The 19,232-nt window shown below is 73.5% G+C and carries 13 protein-coding genes and 1 pseudogene; 4 read left to right on the forward strand and 10 right to left on the reverse strand.

Features of this window, described 5'->3' with window-relative positions:
- Window positions 1–11 precede the first annotated feature (11 nt).
- On the forward strand, window positions 12–1,625 hold the full coding sequence (locus MRQ36_RS04835) for a hypothetical protein (RefSeq protein ID WP_242793151.1): 1,614 nt from the start codon (window positions 12–14) through the stop codon (window positions 1,623–1,625).
- Window positions 1,626–2,105: 480 nt separating this feature from the next.
- Here MRQ36_RS04835 and MRQ36_RS04840 read toward each other — a convergent pair whose 3' ends face one another.
- Complete coding sequence (locus MRQ36_RS04840; protein WP_242793152.1) at window positions 2,106–5,162, reverse strand: bifunctional [glutamine synthetase] adenylyltransferase/[glutamine synthetase]-adenylyl-L-tyrosine phosphorylase; 3,057 nt, start codon at window positions 5,160–5,162, stop codon at window positions 2,106–2,108.
- Between the two features lies 1 nt (window position 5,163).
- The gene (locus MRQ36_RS04845; RefSeq protein ID WP_242793153.1) at window positions 5,164–5,931 is read right to left on the reverse strand and encodes a type 1 glutamine amidotransferase; all 768 of its coding nucleotides are present in this window, start codon (window positions 5,929–5,931) and stop codon (window positions 5,164–5,166) included.
- 72 nt (window positions 5,932–6,003) lie between these two features.
- On the opposite strand from MRQ36_RS04845, the gene MRQ36_RS04850 reads away from it, so the two are divergent.
- Window positions 6,004–6,933 carry an LD-carboxypeptidase gene (locus MRQ36_RS04850; RefSeq protein ID WP_242793155.1) on the forward strand — a complete coding sequence of 310 codons (930 nt, stop codon included), beginning with the start codon at window positions 6,004–6,006 and terminating at the stop codon, window positions 6,931–6,933.
- A gap of 7 nt (window positions 6,934–6,940) precedes the next feature.
- On the opposite strand, the gene MRQ36_RS04855 is transcribed toward MRQ36_RS04850, so the two are convergent.
- Window positions 6,941–7,819 carry a virginiamycin B lyase gene (locus tag MRQ36_RS04855; protein ID WP_242793157.1) on the reverse strand — a complete coding sequence of 293 codons (879 nt, stop codon included), beginning with the start codon at window positions 7,817–7,819 and terminating at the stop codon, window positions 6,941–6,943.
- A 138-nt stretch (window positions 7,820–7,957) separates the two neighbouring features.
- On the opposite strand from MRQ36_RS04855, the gene MRQ36_RS04860 reads away from it, so the two are divergent.
- On the forward strand, window positions 7,958–8,413 hold the full coding sequence (locus MRQ36_RS04860) for a hypothetical protein (protein WP_242793159.1): 456 nt from the start codon (window positions 7,958–7,960) through the stop codon (window positions 8,411–8,413).
- Between the two features lie 120 nt (window positions 8,414–8,533).
- Here MRQ36_RS04860 and MRQ36_RS04865 read toward each other — a convergent pair whose 3' ends face one another.
- The 6 genes and pseudogenes from MRQ36_RS04865 to MRQ36_RS04890 all read right to left on the reverse strand — a co-directional run bounded on the left by MRQ36_RS04865 (window position 8,534) and on the right by MRQ36_RS04890 (window position 16,855).
- Window positions 8,534–11,605 carry a carbohydrate binding domain-containing protein gene (locus tag MRQ36_RS04865; RefSeq protein ID WP_242793167.1) on the reverse strand — a complete coding sequence of 1,024 codons (3,072 nt, stop codon included), beginning with the start codon at window positions 11,603–11,605 and terminating at the stop codon, window positions 8,534–8,536.
- A 246-nt stretch (window positions 11,606–11,851) separates the two neighbouring features.
- Complete coding sequence (locus tag MRQ36_RS04870; RefSeq protein ID WP_242793170.1) at window positions 11,852–12,214, reverse strand: VOC family protein; 363 nt, start codon at window positions 12,212–12,214, stop codon at window positions 11,852–11,854.
- Between the two features lie 40 nt (window positions 12,215–12,254).
- Complete coding sequence (locus MRQ36_RS04875) at window positions 12,255–15,638, reverse strand: NACHT domain-containing NTPase (protein WP_242801534.1); 3,384 nt, start codon at window positions 15,636–15,638, stop codon at window positions 12,255–12,257.
- A 68-nt stretch (window positions 15,639–15,706) separates the two neighbouring features.
- A complete protein-coding gene (locus tag MRQ36_RS04880) occupies window positions 15,707–16,165 on the reverse strand; it encodes a YafY family protein (RefSeq protein WP_242800843.1) in 459 nt (152 codons plus the stop codon).
- Between the two features lie 106 nt (window positions 16,166–16,271).
- Window positions 16,272–16,397, reverse strand: a pseudogene (locus MRQ36_RS04885) (HTH domain-containing protein); the annotation flags it as partial.
- 32 nt (window positions 16,398–16,429) lie between these two features.
- A complete protein-coding gene (locus MRQ36_RS04890) occupies window positions 16,430–16,855 on the reverse strand; it encodes a DUF350 domain-containing protein (protein WP_242793172.1) in 426 nt (141 codons plus the stop codon).
- A gap of 177 nt (window positions 16,856–17,032) precedes the next feature.
- Here MRQ36_RS04890 and MRQ36_RS04895 point away from each other — a divergent pair, with 177 nt between their 5' ends.
- Window positions 17,033–17,872, forward strand: a complete 840-nt coding sequence (locus MRQ36_RS04895) for a class I SAM-dependent methyltransferase (protein WP_242793174.1) — start codon at window positions 17,033–17,035, stop codon at window positions 17,870–17,872.
- Between the two features lie 9 nt (window positions 17,873–17,881).
- On the opposite strand, the gene glnA is transcribed toward MRQ36_RS04895, so the two are convergent.
- Window positions 17,882–19,231, reverse strand: a complete 1,350-nt coding sequence (gene glnA, locus MRQ36_RS04900) for a type I glutamate--ammonia ligase (RefSeq protein ID WP_242793178.1) — start codon at window positions 19,229–19,231, stop codon at window positions 17,882–17,884.
- Window position 19,232 lies beyond the last annotated feature (1 nt).

Below are 19,232 nucleotides of genomic sequence, written 5' to 3' on the forward strand. Positions count from 1 at the left end.
AGGAGGTGGGCATGCGGGGCAGTCGGGTGGTGGCGTTGGCCGCCGGTTCCGCCGCCCTGCTCGGGCTGCTCCTGCTGGTGCTCCCGCCGCTCGGCTCGGACCTGTCCGCGCAGGTGGCCCGCGCCGGGTTCTTCGCCGCGCACGGTGCCGCCCCGGTGGACCTGCGCTGGTACGGGGGCGTCCACCCGTGGGGCTACAGCCTGGTCTCCCCGCCGGTGATGGCCCTGCTGGGCGTACGCCCCACCGGGGCGGTCGCGCTGGTCGCCTCGGCCGCCGCGTTCGCCGCCCTGCTGGTGCGTACCGGGGTGCGTCGGCCGCTGCTCGGCAGCCTGGTGGGGGTGCTCACCATCGCCGGCAACCTGGTCTCCGGCCGGGTGACGTACGCCCTCGGGGTGGCCTTCGGGCTGGCCGCGCTGCTCGCCCTCACCCTGCCGACCGCTCGGCCCTCGGTGGACGGCCCGGCCGGCCGCTGGTGGTGGCGCTGGGGGCTGGCCGGGTCGGCGGCGCTGCTCGCCTCGGCGACCAGCCCGGTGGCCGGCCTCTTCGTCGGCCTGGCCGGCGCGGCCCTGCTGCTGGCCCGCCGGTACGCCGACGGCCTGGCGCTCGGCCTGCCCGCCGCGCTGCCGCTGGCGGTGACCGGGCTGCTCTTCGGCGAGGGCGGCTGGATGAACATCAGCCGCACCGACACCCTGCACGCCGTGCTGACCAGCCTCCTGGTGGCGGCGCTGGCGACGGGCCGGCCGGTACGGCTGGGTGCGCTGCTGTCGGCGGTCGGGGTGCTGGCGGCGGCGCTGGTGCACACCCCGGTCGGGTTGAACGCGACCCGCCTGGTGGTGATGTTCGCCCTGCCCGTGCTGGCCGCGACCGCCCGGCTGCCCGGGTGGGCCGACGCACGGTTGTCCCGCCGGGCCGGTGGCGCACCGCGTCGACGGCTTGCCGGTGCGGTCGCGCTGGCGGTGCTGCTGGGCGTGGTGTGCTGGTGGCAGCCGCCGGTGGTGGCCGCCGACCTGGGCAGCGGCAGCGACCCGACCAACGACCCGGCGTACTTCGCTCCGCTGCGCGCCGAGCTGGTCCGGCGAGGGCTGACCGGCCGGGTGGAGGTGCCGCCGACGCGGAACTACTGGGAGGCGGCCCGGATGGGCGAGGTGCCGCTGGCCCGGGGCTGGCTGCGCCAGGCGGACATCGACCGCAACCCGCTCTTCTTCACCACGGTCCCCGGGGCCACCGGCACCGGCGTCGCGCTGACCCCGGCCAGCTACCGGGTCTGGCTCGCCGACAACGCCGTGCAGTACGTGGCCGTGCCCGACGCCGAGCTGTCCTGGGTGGGCCGCGACGAGGCGAACCTGGTCCGGGCCGGTCTGCCCTACCTGAGCCGGGTCTGGTCGGACCGGCACTGGCAGTTGTACGCGGTCGCCGACCCGACGCCCCTGGTGGGCGCACCGGGCGAACTGGTCCGCCAGGACGGCGCGTCGGTCACCTTCCGGACGGCCGTTGCGGGCCCGGTGCCGGTCCGGGTCCGGCACGACCGCTGGCTCTCGGTCACGGGCGGGGCGACGCTCGCTCCGGCCGGCGCCTGGACCACGGTGACCGTCCCCCGCCCCGGCACCTACACCCTCGGCGGCTGAACCAGCGACGGGACGCCATGCGCCGGGGTCCGGGACCGGTTTCGTCGCGCTACGAGTTTGATGACGTATATGAATCGCGCATCCGATGACGGCCGCCCGGATCGGGGCCGGTGCGCAAGCCGGGGCCGACGTCGGGCGTAGGCCAGAGCCGGGCCAGGGCCAGAGCCGGAGCCAGAGCCGTGGCCAGGGCCAGAGCCGAGGTCAGGGCCGGGGCAGCCGTCGGACGCTGATTCATTTACGTCATCAAACTCGTAGCGGGCATTCCCCCTGCCCAGCGCGCCGGCCGAGGGCCGCACCGCCCACACCGGCCACACCGCCACCCACCCGAGCCGCCCGCCCGTCAGGTCACCCGCCCGTCAGGTCACCCGCCCGTCAGGCCGCCCGCCGTCGAGCCGCCCGGCCGACCGACGCCGACCAGCCGACCGACGCTGCTGGGCCGACAGGGCCGACAGAAACGGTGGCGGCGGGCGCGGGCGGTTGTCAGGGAGTGTCGAGGACGCGCTCCATGGCGGTGCGGGCGCGGCGGGTGGTGCGGAGGTATTCGTCGAGGAACTCGCCGGGGTCGTCGCGGCCGAGCAGCCGGACCACGCCGGCCAGCTCCACACCGTGCCGGGGCAACTGGTCGCCGGCCCGGCCCCGGATCAGCATCAGCGCGTTGCGGGCCTGCGCCGCGAGGGTCCATCCGGCGGCCATCTCGGCGGCGTCGTCCGGGTCGACCAGGCCGGCGTCCCGGGCGGCGGCGAGCGCGTCGAGGGTACGCGTGCCGCGCAGCGCGGCCAGCCGGCCGGCGTGCCGGAGCTGGAGCAGCTGCACCGCCCACTCGACGTCGGCGAGCCCGCCCCGGCCCAGCTTGGTGTGGGTGGCCGGGTCGGCGCCGCGCGGCAGCCGTTCGTTCTCCACCCGCGCCTTGATCCGGCGGATCTCCACCACCTGCTCGCGGGTCAGCCCGTCCGCCGGGTGGCGGACCGGGTCGACCATCGCCTCGAACTCGGCGCCCAGGTCGGCGTCGCCGCAGACGAACCGGGCGCGCAGCAGCGCCTGCGCCTCCCACACCTTTGACCAGCGGGCGTAGTACTGGGCGTACGCGGCGAGGCTGCGGACCAGCGGACCCTGCCGGCCCTCGGGCCGCAGGTCGGCGTCGACCCCGAGCGGCGGGTCGGGGGCGGGCACCCCGAGCAGCCGGCGCAGCTCCTCGGCGACGGCGTGCGCGGCGGCGCTGGCCGCGCCGTCGTTCGCCCCGGCCGGCGGGTCGTAGACGAAGAGCACGTCGGCGTCGGAGAGGTAGTTGGACTCGTAGCCGCCCAGCCGGCCCATCCCGATCACCGCGAAGCGCAGCCCGGGCGGGGCGGGTTGAGCGGCCCGGGCGGTCCGCAGCGCGGCGGCCAGGGTGGCGTCGGTGACGTCGGAGAGGGCGGTGCCGACCGCACGCACGTCGGCGAGGACGGGGGTCCGCTCGGGTCGCGTCCCCGGGTCGGTAGGGCGGGGCGTGAGCGGGGCCAGCGTGCCGGCCCGGCTGAGCACGTCGGCGCAGGCGAGCCGGAGCAGCTCCCGGCGGCGCAGGGCCCGGACCGCCCGGATGGCCTGCTCCGGGTCGGCGTGCCGGGTCGCGGCGGCGGCGAAGCCCTCGCAGAGCACCGCCCGGGGTCGGGGGGCCAGCTCACTGTCCTCGGCGAGCATCCGCAGCGCCTCGGGTTCCCGGGCCAGCAGGTCCGGGACGTACCGGGAGGAGGACAGCACCCGGGCCAGCCGGCGGGCCACCGGCCCCTCGTCCCGCAGCAGCCGCAGATACCAGGGGGTGCTGCCGAGCTTGTCGGACACCTGTCGGTAGTTGAGCAGCCCTCGGTCGGGTTCGGGGGCGTCGGCGAACTCGCTGAGCAGCACCGGCAGCAGGGTGCGCTGGATGGCCGCGGTGCGGCTCACCCCGCCGGTCAGCGCCTGGAGGTGACGCAGCGCGCCGGCCGGGTCGGCGAAACCGAGGATCTCCAGCCGGCGCCGGGCCGCCTCCGGGGTGAGCCGCAGCCCGTCGGCCGGCACCCGGGCCACGGACTCCAGCAGCGGCCGGTAGAGCAGCTTGGCGTGCAGCCGGCGTACCTCGGTGGCGTGGGTGACCCACTCGGCGCGGAACTCCTCGACGGCGCTGCGGCCCGGGGTGGCCGCATAGCCCAGCGCGGCGGCCAGCCAGCGCAGCGCGGCCGGCTCGGTCGGCACGGTGTGGGTGCGGCGCAGGCCCTGCAGCTGCAGCCGGTGCTCGACGCCGCGCAGGAAGCGGTAGCCGCGCAGCAGCGCCTCGCCGTCGGCGCGGCCGACGTAGCCACCGGCGACGAGGGCGCGCAGCGCGGGGATGGTGCCCGGCACCCGCAGCGACTCGTCGACCCGGCCGTGCACCAGTTGCAGCAGCTGGACGGCGAACTCGATGTCGCGCAGCCCGCCGGGGCCGCGCTTGATCTCGCGTTCCAGCTCCTTCGGCGGGACGTTGTCGATGATCCGCCGGCGCATGGCCCGCACGTCGTCGACCGCCTCCGGCCGCTCGGCCGCCGACCAGACCAGCGGCGCGAGCTGGTCGATCCACTCCCGGGCCAGGTCCAGGTCGCCGGCCGCCGGCCGGGCCTTCAGCAGGGCCTGGAACTCCCAGGTCCGGGCCCAGCGCCGGTAGTAGGCGAGGTGACTGGCGAGGGTACGCACCAGCGGCCCCCGGCTGCCCTCCGGGCGCAGTGCCGCGTCCACCGGCCAGGCGACCAGCCCGCAGACGTGGATCAGTCGGGTGGCGACCAGGGTGGCGGCGGGCAGGTCGTCGTCGGCGGCGACGACGAAGATGACGTCCACGTCGGAGACGTAGTTCAGCTCGTCACCACCGCACTTGCCCATCGCCACCACGGCCAGCCGGGGCGGGGCGGTGCCCTCGGGCAGCTCACCGACGGCGATCTCGTACGCGGCGGCGAGGGTGGCGTCGGCGAGCGCGGAGAGCGCCGCCATGGTCTGCTCCAGCCCCCGCCCGCCGGTCAGGTCGGCCGCCGCGATCCGCAGCAGCGCCAGCCGGTACGCCTGCCGGAGCACCGCCACCGGCTGGGTGGACGCGGTACGGCGGCCGGCGTCGGCCAGCTCCAGCCGGCCGTCGGCGGTCGGGGCGAGCCCGTCCGGGGCGGTGGCCAGCACCGACCACTGGTCGGGGTTGGCCACCAGGTGGTCGCCGAGGGCCGAGGACGCCCCGAGCACGGCGACCAGCCGGCGGCGCAGCCCGGGGTCGTCGTGCACCGCGTCGAGCAGCGGGGACGGGGTGTCCCGCGCGGTGGCGTCCCGGCCGGCGGTGGCGTGCCGCTCGGCCTCGACGAGGCGGTGCAGCTGGCGCAGCGCCAGGTCCGGGTCGGCGGCCCGGGAGAGCGCGGCCAGCAGTTCGGTCGCCCGCTCGTCGGTGGGTTCCTGGGTGTCCGGCCGCCACAGCCCGAGCCCGTCGGGGCCGAGCAGGTCGGCCGCGCGGGTCCCGCCCTCGCCCTCGGCGAAGCCGTACCGGGCGAGGCGGCCTCGGGTGGACCGGGTCATCTCAGTGCCCGAGCAGGGGCAGGCTGCGGCGGGGGGCGTCGTCGTCCAGCTCGCCGAGGGCGAGGGCGGCGAACCGGATGGCGAACGGCTGCCAGACCTCCTCGACGTCGGCCATCACCCGGTCGCAGGCGGCCACCACCAGCTCCTCGTCGTAGCCCAGCTCGGCCAGCAGGTCGGAGTCGCGGGCCCAGTCGGCGATCATGGCGGTGTCGCACTCGACGTGGAACTGCAGGCCCCAGGCCCGGTCGCCGAGGCGGAACGCCTGGTGCGGATAGCGGGTGGAGGCGGCCAGCAGGGTGGCGCCGCGGGGCAGCACGGTGATCTCGTCGGAGTGCCACTGGAGCACGTCCGGGATGAGCGGCACGTACCGGAAGAGCGGGTCGCCGTCGGCGGCGTCCCGCTTGCCGACCACGCCGGGGCCCACCTCGGGCCCGGAGGTGCTCCGCTCGACCTCGCCGGCGTGCGCGGTGGCCAGCAGCTGGGCGCCGAGGCAGACGGCGAGGGTGGGCAGCCGGTGCCGGACGGCCTTGCGCAGCAGCCCTTCCAGCGCGGGGAACCACGGTGCGCCGGGGGTGCCGTCGGGCCCCGGGTACGCCTGCTGGTCGCCGCCGAGCACCACCAGCGCGGCGAAGCCGGTCAGGTCGGCGGGCAGCTCCTCACCCGCGTGCGGGCGGACGACCCGCAGGTCGAGGCCCCCCTCGGTCAGCCACTCCCCCAGCCGGCGGAGGTCGTCGGTCGGGTCGTTCTCGATCACCAGCGCGGTCGCCACGACGTCGAGGCTATCCGGTACGCGGACCAACGCCTCCGAACGGCCCCGCCCGGCGCGCACTAGGCTCCCGCTGTGCCCACCGACGACTGCCTGCGCCCGCCCGTCCTGCGTCCCGGCGACACGGTCATGCTGGTGTCCCCGTCCGGTCCGACCAGCCCGGAACGGGTGGCCCGGGGCGTCGAGCTGCTCACCGGCTGGGGCCTGCGCCCGGTGCTCGCCCCGAACGCGTACGCCCGGCAGGGTTATCTGGCCGGCGGCGACGAGCTGCGCGCGGCCGACCTGAACGCGGCCTTCGCGGACCCGGCGGTACGCGGGGTGATCTGCACCCGGGGCGGCTACGGCGCGCAGCGGGTGGTGGACCTGATCGACATGGCGGCGGTCCGGCGGGACCCGAAGGTGGTCGCCGGTTTCTCCGACATCACCGCCCTGCAGTTCGCGCTCTGGCGGGGTGCCCGGCTGGCCGGCGTACACGGTCCGGGCGCGGCCTGGCGGGACGAGCGCCTGCCGCTGAGCTCGGCGGAGTCGATGCACGCCGCGCTGATGACCACCGAGCCGGTGACGGTGACCGCCGTCGCCGAGGAGGAGACGTACGCGGTGCGGGTGCCGGGCCGCGCGCAGGGCCGGCTGCTCGGCGGCAACCTGTGCCTGATCACCGCGTCGATCGGCACGCCGGACATGCCGGACCTGACCGGCGCGGTGCTGCTCGTCGAGGAAGTGCAGGAGCCGCCGTACAAGGTGGACCGGATGCTCACCCACCTGCGCCGGGCCGGCGTGCTGGACGGGCTGGCCGGGGTGGCGGTGGGCCAGTTCACCGACTGTGCCGACGGCTGGGACACAGGCGTCACCGACGTGCTCACCGAGCGCCTGTCCGACCTCGGCGTACCGGTCCTCGGCGGCCTCCCCGTCGGCCACGGCCCCGGCCAACTCACCGTCCCGGTCGGCACCCCCGCCCTCCTCGACGCCGACGCCGGCACCCTGACCGTCTCCCCGGCGGTCCGCTGACCACCGGTCAGGGGGCGAGGACCGCGACGGCGCCCGTTTCCAGGGCCGCGCAGACGGCGCCGGCGGGCGTGACGGTGATGCCGTGCGGCTCCGACCCCGGCGTGGGGAGGTCGTGGCCGGTGATCCGGCCGGCGGGGTCGACGTGGGCGATGCGGTTGGCCCCCCACTCGGTGAACCAGCAGCCGCCGGCCGGGTCGGCGACGATGGCGTGCGGGCGGGCCGCGCGGTCGGGCAGCGGGAACTCGGTGATCCGGCCGTCGACGGTGATCCGGCCGATCTGACCGGCGGCGATCTCCACGAACCAGAGCGCGCCGTCGACGCCGAGGGTGATGCCGACCGGCCCGGCCGCGTCGGTGGGCAGGGCGTGCAGCGTGACGGCGCCGTCGAGGCCGATCCGACCGACCGCGCCGGCCTGGTTGAGGGTGAACCAGCAGGCGTCGTCCGGGCCGGCGGTGACCATCGAGGGGAAGCCGCCGGAGACCGGCAGCGGGAACTCGGTGACCTGGCCGTCGACGGTGACCCGGCCGATCGTGTCGCTGTTCATCCCGGCGTACCAAAGGGCGCCGTCGGCGCCGGTGGCGAGGCCGCAGGGCCCGGTGCCGGCCGGCAGCGCGACGGAGCCGGCGGTGCCGTCGACGGTGATCCGGCCGAGCCGATGGTCACCGGAGCGGGTGTACCAGAGCGCGCCGTCCGGGCCGGTGGTGATGGTCAGCGGTGCGCTGTCCGCCGGGTCCGTGCGGTGGATCCGCACCTCGCCGTCCGGGCCCACCCGGGCGGTCCCGCCCGCGCCGACCAGGGTGAGCCACAGCGCGCCGTCCGGGCCGGTGGCGATGCCGTACGGCCGCAGGCCGGGCTCGGGCAGTGCGATCTGGTCGATGTCCGCCATGGTGCCCACCCTCGTCGGTGCCGGGCCGGGCCGCACCCGGTTTTTCAGCTCGCGCACAGGGTCACCACGGGTTGCCTCCAGCCGGTTCGGTCACAGTCGGTCACGTCAGCGCACCACCACCGACAGACCGGAGGACTGATGTCCCGCACGATGTCGAAGAAGCACCTGCTGGCCGGCCTGGCCGCCGCCGGGGTCCTCGGCGTGGGGATCGCCGCCCCCACGGTGGCGTTCGCCACCGACAGCCCCACCCCGACCCCGAGCGCCGGCAGTGACCAGGGCGCCGACCGGCAGCAGCAGCGGGCCGACCGGCAGGGCGAGTTCGCCGCGGCGCTCGCCGAGGAGCTGGGCGTACCCACCGACAAGGTGACCGCCGCCCTGGAGAAGATCCGCGAGCAGCACCGGGCCGACCGGCCGGCGCGCCCGTCCGGCGAGGACCGGCAGGCGGCGCTCAAGGAGCGGCTGGCCCAGGCGGTCAAGGACGGCAAGCTCACCCAGGAGCAGGCCGACGCGATCACCAAGGCCGTCGAGGCAGGGGTCTTCCCGGGCCCGGGCGGCCGTGGCCACCACGGCGGCCCGGAGGGTACGGGCAACTGACCTCGATGGTGCCCACCGGTCGCTCCCTCCTTCCGGCCGGTGGCACCGCGGTCCGGCCCCGGCGCGTGACGCGTCGGGGCCGGACCGGTCCATCCGGCGGCGCTGCCGGGCGGGCGGCGGTCAGCGCAGGTATGGCCCGTCCGCGCCGATCTTGCCGGGGGCCGGGTTGCCGGGCAGGCCGAGCACGTAGACGCGCAGGTTGCCCTTGCCGCTGACGGCGGCGGTGAGGGTGCCGTTGGTGACGGTCTTCACGTCCCCGGTCACCGCGTCGGTGTACGTGCCGTTCGGTATCCCGCTGAAGGTGGCCCCACCGGAGACGGTGACCAGCGCGAAGCTGTCCACCGCGCCCTGGGTGAACCGCCGCTTGTACGCCAGTGCGTTCCCGCTGACCCCCTCGGTGGAGTACTGCCCCTTCTGCAGGGCGGGTACGGCCCGGCGGATCCGGTTGAGCCGCTGCACGTGCTTGACCAGCGGCTGGTTGAGCGTGGTGGCGACCGCCCCGGTGGCCGAGCCGACCACGCCGAAGTCGGTGGCGGTGACGCTGCCGGCCAGGTGGTCGCCGTAGTAGGCCCGGCCGGTGGTGGCGAGCGGGCAGGTCGGTCCGCAGTCGATCCGGGCGCCGGCCTGGAACTCGATCTCCGAGCCGTAGTAGAGCGTCGGGACGCCCCGGAACGTCCACATCAGGCTCATGTTCTCGGCCCAGGCGTCGGTGCCGCCCGCGTACCGGGTGGCGGACTTGTTCGGCCCGTAGTCGTGGCTGTCGACGTAGACGACGTTGTAGGTGGCGTCGTTGTAGCTGTCGTCGGAGTCCTTGCCGTTGAGGAAGGCGTTCGTGGCGTCGCCGAAGTTCATGTGCATCCGCATGTCGATGACGTTCATGCCGGAGAACTTCGAGTGGTCCGGGGCGTGGTAGTCGTTGCCGCGCAGGAACGCGTTGTCGGTGGTCGGCTGGCCGTTGGGGCCGAGCAGAGACTCGTAGTCGTACTGCTCGATGGCGGCCTTCACGTCGTCCGGGCTGTACTCCTTGCGCTCCTGCCAGGTGAAGAACTGCGCGGAGTGGTTGACCGAGCCGCGGTTCCACTTGTCGTTGACGAACGCGGCGACCTCGCCGAAGACGTAGAAGTCCTTGCCCTTCGCGCCGAACCGGCTGACCGCGTGCTGCTGGATGGCGGGCAGGAAGCGGCGGTTCCAGGTGACCCGGGGGATGTGCACGGCGGTGTCGATCCGGAAGCCGTCCACCCCCATGTCGATGTACCGGTTGTACGCGTTGATCAGGTACTGCTGCACCGTCGGGTTCTCGGTGTTGAAGTCGGCCAGGTCCTCGTGCAGCCAGCAGCTGCGCGCGTCCTCGCCCTCCCAGTTGCCGATCCAGCACTGGTGGTAGCGGTCGGCGGGGAAGAGCCTGCTGGTCGGGGTGGGCCACTGGCAGTTGTAGAGGGTGTAGCCCTCCGCGCTGCGCCCACCGGTCGGGGTCCCCCAGTTGAGGCACTGGTTGCCGGTCGGGGCGGCCGAGGACCACAGGTCACCGTTGTAGGGGCGGCCCTTGGCGAGCGCGTTCTGGGCGGGGGTGAGCGCCGGGTCGGTGCCGGTGGCCTCGACCATCGGGTCGTACTCCCGGCCGGCCTGCGGTTGGTCGTAGTACCACTTCCACTGGTCGTCCCGAGTGCCGTGGACGGTGGGGACGAAGAGTCCCTTGGCACCCCAACGGGAGCTGTGGTTGTAGACCACGTCCTGGAAGATCTTGATGCCCTTGGCGTGCGCCGCGTTGATCAGGTCCTGGTAGGACGCACCGGGGCTCTCCAGGCGCGGGTCGACGCGATAGAAGTCCCAGCCGTGGTAGCCGTGGTAGTCGTAGTCGGAGCGGTTCAGCACCACCGGGGTGATCCAGATGGCGGAGAAGCCCAGCCCCTTGATGTAGTCGAGCTTGTCGACCAGCCCCTTGAAGTCGCCCCGGAACATCGGGTCGTTGTTGGCCGCGTTGCCCGACTTCACGTGCTGGCTGCCGCCCCGGTCGTTGGCGGTGTCGCCGTCGGCGAAGCGCGCCGTCATGACGAAGTAGATGCTGTCCTCGCGCGGGTCGCCGCCGAGCGGTGCCCCGCCGGCCGGGGCGGTCCCGGTGGTCGCGGAGGCCGGCGCGCTCGCCGCCGACCGGTTGCCGGCCGCGTCGAGCGCCCGCACCGTCCAGGTGTACGCCGTGCCCGGCGCGAGGTCGTACGCCACGTACGAGGTGGTGGTGCTGGTGACGGTGGTGCTCCCGCCGGTGCCCCCGGTACGGGTCAGCTCGTACCCGGTGACGCCCCGGTCGTCGGTGGCGGCCGACCAGGTCAGGGTGACCGCGAGTCCGTCGGCGCGGGCGGTCAGCCCGCCCGGCGCGGACGGTGCCGTGGTGTCCGGGCTGACCGGCGTGCACGGGTCGGCGGCGTTGGCGGTGACCTTGCCGCCGTCGACGGTGCTGCGGCCGGCACCGAGGGTGTAGTCGGTGCCGTTGTTGTTGTCCCAGGTGCCGGCGTTGTCGTTGAACGCGGCGGTCAGCCCGCCGGCGGCGCCGAGGTCGACGACCTTGCGGGCCCAGCCGGCGCAGGCGACCGTCATGGCGACGCCCGGCACGGTGGTCCAGGCGCCGCCGGTGGGCCGGTAGTGCAGGTTCGCCGCGCTCCAGCCGCGCGGCGTGAGGTGGTAGAACACCTCGGCGGTGCTGCCCGGCCCGGCCGTGGCCGACGGGCTGCCGGTCGGCGACGGAGGCGTGGTGGGTGACGGGCTACCGCTCGGTGACGGGCTCGCGGTCGGTGACGGGGTCGCGGTGGCGCAGGGGTCGCCGGAGCCGACCTTCCCGGCGGCGACGGTCACCGGGCCGGTGCCGAGCCGGTAGTTCGCGCCGTTGTTGTTGTCCCAGACGCCGGTGCCGTTGGTGAAGACGACCTGGAGGCCGGTGGCCGCGCCGAGGTCGATGGTGCGGCGGCGCCAGCCGGTGCACGCGGCATCCATGGCGACGCCCGGGACGGGTGTCCAGGCTGCGCCGTCGACGCCGTAGTGGATGTTGACCGAGCTGCCCCACGCGGCGGGGGGTTGATAGTAGACGGTGACCGTGTTGGCCGCCGCCGCTCCGGTGAGCGGCAGCAGACCCGCGGTCAGGCCGGCGGCGAGGGCGAGGGCGCCCCACCGGCGTCGGATGCTGGTCGTGGTACGCCTCATGGTGGCTCTCCTGACACCCGCACCCGCTCGACGGGCGCAAAAGGATGAAGGCGTTGCAAGAACTTGCGGCTTGCGGTGCCAGGAAGTTACCAGCTTCAATCTTCGGAAACCAGAGGTTCATCATCGACCGGTATGAGATTCCGGCGGCCCCGCCGTTGGAACCACTTGCACCTGCCGAAACACCTTGCGACCCGGTTCGGGTGCATCTCCTGCTGTCGGGGCAGCAACAGATGCACCCGGAACACGTCAGCCGGCGGCCGGCGGCGTGAAGACGCCCAGCAGGTTGCCGAACGGATCCCGCAGCCGGGCCTGCACCAGCCCGCTCGGGGTGGTGTTCGGCGGCACCACCACCGTGGCTCCCGCCGCCTCCGCGCGCCGGCAGGTCTCCGCCACATCGGCCACCTGCGCGTAGAAGATCGCGTAGTTCGGCGAGCCGGCGTCGAGGGTCCGGATCGCGCCCCCGATCCCCTGCTCGCCGCCGGCCACCGTCTGCCGGTAGGCGGGGCCCTGCGCCTCGAAGGCCCAGCCGAACAGGTCGGTGTAGAAACGCTCGGCCTCGTCGGGGCGGTCGGCGCCGATCTCGAACCAGGTCACGGGCGTGCTGGACATGCTGCCTCCTCGGAATGCGCCGGCCGGTCGGCCGGCGCCGTCAGGAGTCAGCCTCGCCGGCGTCCGCGACACCGTCCTGTCGGTGTTTCCGTAGCGTCTCGGAAGTATCAAAGTCCACAAGCGGCCGCATTCGTGCGACCAGATCAGGACGGCGGGCAGCACATCGCTGCTGAAAGCTCTTCATCTCGATAGCCGAGATCGGCTCGCGACGCAGCTCTAGCTCGTACAGGCGCACTAGCCCCTCCGCGATTGACTCGTCCAGCCAGTCAGCCGGACGTCCGCGCCCTGCCGCACCTCCCCGGGCCCCTGTCACCAGCGCGGGGGTCAACGCGGTGAATCGAATGTCGGCCTGGTCGTCCCGGCCGAGGAAGGTCAGCACGCAACGGAACACCGGCTCCTGCAGTCCCACGGTCAGGTTCAGCTCGTCGAGACGACGAAGCGTGTCGGCGACGAAGACAGCAGGCAACTCGCTGTCACAGCTCATCCGTTCCAGCAGCAGGGCGACGAGAGGTCGTTGCTCGGGATCTTCCTCGTACGAATCAAGGGTGGAGATCAGCCGTTCGTAGACCCGTAAACGCTCGGTGACGCCGCTACCCGACACCGACGCGAGTGCCACGTCGAGGAGCACCCTCGCCTCCGACCGGTCCCCGTCCGGGAACGTATAGAAGCTTTCCAGCTCGGTCCGAGGCACGACCCCGGCCCGCACCCCTTCCGACAGAAGGAAGTCAAACGGTTCTACGGCGTGCAGTACAGCCTCGACGGCCGGGTCGCACTCGAAATACGCGGTGCGATGAAGCACTTCGACATCATTGCCAGCAGGTGCGTACCAGTATCTCGCATCCGTGTCGACCGGATCGTCGACAGCCCTGAACTGCCAGCGAGGGTCGCTACGCGTCGGAGGCGACTGATCCGAGGGGCGAATCGACAGGGTCAACTCCCGCCTCCCGCTGACCCACGTCCGCGTCGGCCGCACCATCCTCAAAAGGCTCAGGTAGCCCTCCGTGGGCAGTTGCGCCCGCCACTGCAGCGCGTCCCGTCGCCAGTGATACATGGGCGCACCGGCGTCGTCGTAGAGTGCGGAACACGAAAGGTCGGCCACGCAAAGGGCAAGCACTAGCAGGTTCGCAGAGTAGGCCGCGCACCGCCCGGGCAGTGTCAACCGCGTCGGCTGGTAACCGTCGAACCGACGCGCCCGAGAAACATGCGGCGCCATCCGGAATAGCCGCTGCAGCAGGGATGTCGAGGCCTCCCGCCGCGCGCCGTCTTGGCTCGCGAGCCGTTCGGTGAGGAACCCAACCACCGGAGCGCGGCTGGTGAGCACGGCGTAGGACAGCAGGGCGTGGAGCAGGTCGTCGTCGACCGGCTCGCCGCCCCAGGACAGGCTGGTGGCCCGGTCCCGGGCCACCAGGTCCTCTACCACCTGCGCGGTGAGCCGGGCTACCAGGTACTCGCCGAAGGTGGCATGTAGAAACTCGTACGTCTCCCGCCACCGCTCGTCCGTGGCGGCCCGGGACCGGTGGACGAAGAAGAACCGCCCCAGCACCAGCTCGGCCGCAGCCAAGGGGGTCCGCAGCCCGCCGCGCTCGCTGGCTGTCCCGCCGCCGAACGGCAGCGCGGCGAGGTCGGCGTCGAGTTCGGCCGTGCTTACCCACTGCGCGCCCCGGTTGAACATCGCGAAGGCGACCACCGACAGCCGGCACAGTTCCTGCTCGATCACCCGGGCCAGTTCGTCTTCGGGTAGGCCGTCGCGCTGCTTGACCACCTCCCGGCGAGCGAAACGGCGCAACAGCCGCTCGTACAGCTCGCCCTGACGCAGCTCCCCGGCTTGGCGCAGGTCGTTGCCCTCGGCGTCGTAGAGGGCCAGCATCAGCAGCAGCAACGGCTGCTCGGCCAGCTCGCGGTGGGTCAGCACGGTTGCGCAGTCCAGCGGTCGCACGTGGAGCGCCCGGAAAGCGGCGAGGTTAGCCCGGTTCCAGGTCCGCACCCAGGTCTCAACCCGCGCGTCGTCGAAGGGCTCCAGTCGGACGGCCACCGCGCCGGGCGGTGGCTGCGCCCGGTCGGCGACGCTGCTCCGGCTGGTGACCAACACCGCTACCGGTCGACCCTGGTCGGCCTCCCGGCGCTGGAACGTGGCCACCCGCCGCAGGTAGTCGGTCTGGCTGACCCCGGTCGCCTGGAGCAATTCGTCGAAGCCGTCAAGCAGCACCACCGGCAACGCGTCACCCGCCGAACGGGCCAGCGCCGGCCAGTCCAGACGTTCACCGGTGTCGTTTCGGATCGCCTGCTCAATCTGGTCCTGGAGGTCACCCGCCGCGTACACGTCCCGCAGCACGACCCGGACGACCAGGAAGTCGGCGGCCGGTAGTTGGGCGGCGACGACCCGGGTCAGCACCGACTTGCCGGAGCCCGGCTGACCGAGCACCAGCAGCGGGGCCCGGATCGCGCCGGGCGAGGTCAGGTGAACGACGAGGGACTCCCACAGGTCATCGCGAACCGGCTGGCCGTCCCACCAGGTCTCGTCGGCGGGCCGCGCCTCCGGGCCCAGCTGGGCGATCCGGCACAACGGTGGCACGTACGCCTCGCCGAGCGTCGGCACGATCAGCCCGGCCGGTACGTCGCCGGAGCTGAGGATCGGCCGGCGCAGCTCCGCGGTGTAGGCGGCGGCGAGCGCCGCCCGCCGTTCGTCCGGCGGGCGGCCGGTGGACAGGTCAGCGAGGGCTCGGTGCAGCTCGGCCAAGCCCAACGATAGGCTGCGCACCTGCGCACGGGTGGCTTCGTGCTCATGCAGGCCGAGCCAGAGCGACACCTCGGGGAAGTCAACGGCAAGCTGGGTCAACAGGTCCCGATGCCGGGCGGCCGCCGCTTCCGGAATTGGCGACAGCTCTGTGATCTTTCGGCGCTGCGACAGAGGTAACGCCGCCCACATCTGTAGGCCCTCGAGGAAGTGCAGTAGACGGCCGGCGAGGTCCTGGTAGAAGGCGATAAGGGCGGCCCGTAGGGCCGAGTAGGGCAGATGCGGCCCGGGCACCGGCGCGGCAGCGGAGAAGAACGCGTCGGTCAGCGTCGATGGATCGACCGGACCGGCGCCGGCCAGCGACAGCTGCTCGGCCTTGATAATCCGCATCTCCCCGAGGTCGAACGGTAGATCAGCCTCGCCGAGCGCCTCGAAGAAGGCGGTCACCGCGATCACCGCGTGCGCCGCCTCCAGCCGCTGCGTCCTCCTGTACCGGGACAGCCCCGAACGTTTCTCGGAGACAGTCTGCAACAAATCCTGTCCGAGCCGCGCGAAGCCCTTCACGTCGAGTAACCCGAACAGCGGTGGCACCGGCACCATGGTCGTCAGCTTCTCGAACCGCTCGATGAAGCCGCTCTGTTTCCCGCCCAGCAGGCGTACGGCGTCGGCGTAGCTGAGCGTGTCGGGCACGCGCGTTCCTCCCCAGGGACGGCAGACCCGCCAGGGTCCCGCATCCGGACCGGGAACGCTGTCGGGTTTCAGACCAGACTCAGCGGGCGCAGCCGATCGTGCGGGATGTCGATGTCCTCGGGGCGCAGCTCCCGGGTGACCGGCTCGGACAGCGACGTCACCGAGACGATCCGATCGGTGCGGAAGCAGCGGGCCCCGTCGCGGAGCCGGCACCAGCCCCCCAGGTACCAGTGGCGGGAGTTGCCGAGGTAGCCGAGCGGCTCGACGTCCCGCGACGACACCGCGCCCGCGCGGTCCGCGTACCGCAGGCGGAGCACGCGCCGCGCGGCGACCGCGTCGGCGACGGCGGCCGGGACGGGCGTGGCCGGCCCGTCGCCGATCAGGTGCACCCGGCCGGCCAGCCGGTGCGCCTCGGCCACGTCGGCGGCCGGCATGACCGCGACCAGCTTGCGCAGCGCGGCCGGCCGCCGACGCGAACGGCGAACCGGCCAGCCGGTGCAGGCCCAGGGCGATCGCCACCGCCTCACCCGGGGTCAGGTTGACCGGCGGCAGCGTGCGCGCCCGGTCGACCACGTAGCCGCCGGTGCGGCCGGGCTCGGCCCAGATCGGCACGCCGGAGGCCTGCAACGCGCCGATGTCGCGCTCGACGGTCCGGGTGCTGACCTCGAAGCGGCGGGCCAGCCAGGCGGCGCTGCGCGGGCGCGGCGACACCGCCCGCAGCTCCTCCACCAGGGCGTAGAGACGATCCGTCCGGTTCACCCCCGAAAGCTAGAGCAGGGGTACGACAGCCGTCAGGCGATGCAGGCGCAGACGATCAGCGCGGCCCCGAAGTGGGTGGCGGCGCTGACCCGGGCCGCCGGGTGTGGCTCGTCCGCGCAGATGACCTCGCCGAGCCGACCCGGGGTGAGCAGGTCGAGCACGAAGAACGCCAGGGCCATCACCAGCAGGCCGACCAGCCCGAAGATCACCGTGGAGGCGAGCCCTTTGCCGAAGTCGTGGTAGCTGGTCAGGATCGCGGTGAAGACGATCCCGGCGATGCCGAGCTGGTTGGCGGCGAGCAGCAGGGCGGCGTTGCCGTTGCGCCGCACCCAGATCAGCTCCCGCAGCTTGCCGGGGGTGAGCAGGTCGACCAGCAGGAAGCCGGCGGCCATCAACGCCACCCCGACGACCCCGAACACCACGCTCTGCCACGCCCCGCTCAGCAGATCCTCCAGCACCGACGCCTCCCCGGCTCCACCGCCCGGCGAGGGTGCCGGGACGGTGCCGCAGACGATAGCGGGACGGTGCCAGCCCACGCCGCCCCGGCAGGGCGCGACGGGTCGACCGGTCGCGCGTCGGCGCGCCGCGCCGCCCGGGGCTGTGCCGGCGGCGGGTGGCGGACGAGAATCACCGGCATGGAACCGGCAGACAGCGCACGCAGCGCAGGGGTGGTCGCGATCTTCGACCGGGTGGCCGACACGTACGACAACGTCGGCGTGCCCTGGTTCGCACCGATCGCCGAGGGACTGGTGCGGGAGTTGGCTCCCCGGCCCGGCGAACGCGCCCTGGACGTCGGCTGCGGGCGCGGGGCGGCCCTGTTCCCGCTCGCCGAGGCGGTCGGCCCGACCGGATCGGTGACCGGCGTGGACCTGGCACCCCGGATGGTCGCGGCGGCCCGCGCGGAGGTGGCCCGGCGTGGGCTCGCCCAGGTGGACGTACGACTCATGGACGCCGCGGCACCCGACCTGCCGGCCGCCGGCTACGACCTGGTGGCGTCGTCGCTGGTGGTGTTCTTCCTGCCCGACCCGGCGGCGGCGCTGCGGGCCTGGCGGGAGCTGCTGGTGCCCGGGGGCCGGCTGGGCATCGCCACGTTCGGCGACCAGGACCCGCGCTGGCAGCAGCTGGACGCGTTCTTCCGGCCGTACCTGCCGCCGCACCTGCTCGACGCCCGTACCAGCGGCGCCGCCGGCCCGTTCGCCAGCGACGCCGGGGTGGAGGAGCTGCTGACGGCAGCCGGCTACACCCGGGTACGCACCGCGGCGCTCGACGTCGAGGCGGTCTTCACCGACCCCGAGCACTGGCACGCGTTCTCCCTGTCGCACGGCCAGCGGGCCATGTGGGAGGCCGTACCCGAGCGGGAGCGCGCGACGCTGCGCGCCACCATGACCGGGTTCGCCGAGGGGCTGCGGGGCGACGACGGGACGATCCGGCTGACCCAGCGGATGCGCTACACCCTCGCCGAACGCCCCGCCTGAGCCGGCCCCCTAGAGCGACAGGTAGCGCTGCCGCTCGTACGGGGTGACCTCGCGGCGGTACTGCTCCCACTCGGCCCGCTTGTTGCGCAGGAAGAAGTCGAAGACGTGCTCGCCGAGCACCTCGGCGACCAGCTCCGAGCCGGCCATCACGTCGATCGCCTCGGCCAGGTTCTCCGGCAGCGCCTCGTAGCCCATCGCGCGCCGCTCGGCGCTGCTCAGCGACCAGACGTCGTCCTCGGCGCCCGGGGGCAGCTCGTAGCCCTCCTCGATGCCCTTGAGGCCGGCGCCGAGCATCACCGCGAAGGCCAGGTAGGGGTTGGTCGCCGAGTCCGGCGACCGCACCTCGACCCGGGCCGAGTTCGGCTTGCCGTACGCCGGGACCCGGACCAGCGCGGACCGGTTCAGGTGACCCCAGCAGACGTACGCCGGGCTCTCGGTGATCCGGTCCGGCAGCGCCTGCGGGAAGAGCCGCTTGTAGGAGTTGACCCACTGGTTGGTGACCGCGGTGTATTCCCGGGCGTGCATCAGCAGGCCGGCGATGAACGACTTCGCCACCTTGGAGAGCTTCATCGGGTCGCCCGCGTCGTGGAAGGCGTTCCGCTCCCCCTCGAACAGCGACAGGTGGGTGTGCATGCCGCTGCCCGGCTGGTCGGTGAAGGGCTTCGGCATGAAGGTGGCCTGCACGCCGGTGGAGAGCGCCACCTCCTTCACCACGTGCCGGAAGGTCATGATGTTGTCGGCGGTGGTCAGCGCGTCGGCGTACCGCAGGTCGATCTCCTGCTGGCCGGGCGCGACCTCGTGGTGGCTGAACTCGACCGAGATGCCGATCCGTTCCAGGGCGAGCACCCCCTGCCGGCGGAAGTCCCGGGCCACCGCGTGGGTGGTGTGCTCGAAGTAGCCGCCGGTGTCCACCGGTACGGGCACCGAGCCGTCCTGCGGGCCGTTCTCCAGCAGGAAGAACTCGATCTCCGGGTGGGTGTAGAAGGTGAAGCCCTTCTCGGCCGCCTTGGAGAGCATCCGGCGCAGCACGTGCCGCGGGTCGGCCCAGGAGGGGCTGCCGTCGGGGAGCAGGATGTCGCAGAACATCCGGGCGCTCTCGCCGCTGACCCCGCCCTCGAAGGGGAAGACCTGGAAGGTGGTCGGGTCGGGCATGGCCACCATGTCGGACTCGAAGACCCGGGCGAAGCCCTCGATCGCGGAGCCGTCGAAGCCGATGCCCTCCTCGAAGGCCGCCTCCAGCTCGGCGGGCGCCACCGACACGCTCTTGAGCGTGCCCAGCACGTCGGTGAACCACAGCCGGACGAACCGGATGTCCCGCTCTTCCAGCGTACGGAGGACGAACTCCTGCTGACGGTCCACT

The sequence above is a fragment of the Micromonospora sp. R77 genome, assembly GCF_022747945.1.
In the GTDB taxonomy this organism is placed as follows: domain Bacteria; phylum Actinomycetota; class Actinomycetes; order Mycobacteriales; family Micromonosporaceae; genus Micromonospora.

Bases quoted from the DNA above. Each gene is read 5' to 3' on its own strand.
- MRQ36_RS04865 (WP_242793167.1), bottom strand. From the start codon at position 11,605: ATGAGGCGTACCACGACCAGCATCCGACGCCGGTGGGGCGCCCTCGCC.
- MRQ36_RS04860 (WP_242793159.1), top strand. From the start codon at position 7,958: ATGTCCCGCACGATGTCGAAGAAGCACCTGCTGGCCGGCCTGGCCGCC.
- MRQ36_RS04855 (WP_242793157.1), bottom strand. From the start codon at position 7,819: ATGGCGGACATCGACCAGATCGCACTGCCCGAGCCCGGCCTGCGGCCG.
- MRQ36_RS04895 (WP_242793174.1), top strand. From the start codon at position 17,033: ATGGAACCGGCAGACAGCGCACGCAGCGCAGGGGTGGTCGCGATCTTC.
- MRQ36_RS04835 (WP_242793151.1), top strand. From the start codon at position 12: ATGCGGGGCAGTCGGGTGGTGGCGTTGGCCGCCGGTTCCGCCGCCCTG.
- MRQ36_RS04870 (WP_242793170.1), bottom strand. From the start codon at position 12,214: ATGTCCAGCACGCCCGTGACCTGGTTCGAGATCGGCGCCGACCGCCCC.
- MRQ36_RS04840 (WP_242793152.1), bottom strand. From the start codon at position 5,162: ATGACCCGGTCCACCCGAGGCCGCCTCGCCCGGTACGGCTTCGCCGAG.